Annotated in this window: 2 tRNA genes; both read left to right on the top strand. The window is 52.8% G+C overall.

Annotation, left to right across the window (positions count from 1 at the left end):
- A tRNA-Tyr gene (locus tag AN389_RS19905) sits at positions 1-85 on the top strand.
- Between the two features lie 61 nt (positions 86-146).
- Positions 147-231: transfer RNA gene (locus tag AN389_RS19900), tRNA-Tyr, on the top strand.
- Positions 232-233: the final 2 nt, after the last annotated feature.

Below are 233 nucleotides of genomic sequence, written 5' to 3'. Positions count from 1 at the left end.
GGAGGGGTTCCCGAGCGGCCAAAGGGATCAGACTGTAAATCTGACGGCTCAGCCTTCGCTGGTTCGAATCCAGCTCCCTCCACCACTTTTCTTACCGCTAAGTTAAGTGGGGCCAAATGTAACAAAAAAATGTAACAAAATAGTGTGGAGGGGTTCCCGAGCGGCCAAAGGGATCAGACTGTAAATCTGACGGCTCAGCCTTCGCTGGTTCGAATCCAGCTCCCTCCACCACT

Source organism: Pseudoalteromonas sp. P1-7a (assembly GCF_001401855.1).
Lineage (GTDB): Bacteria > Pseudomonadota > Gammaproteobacteria > Enterobacterales > Alteromonadaceae > Pseudoalteromonas.
The sequence above is the reverse complement of the archived record's forward strand: the minus strand, read 5'-3'. Positions and strand labels throughout refer to the sequence as shown.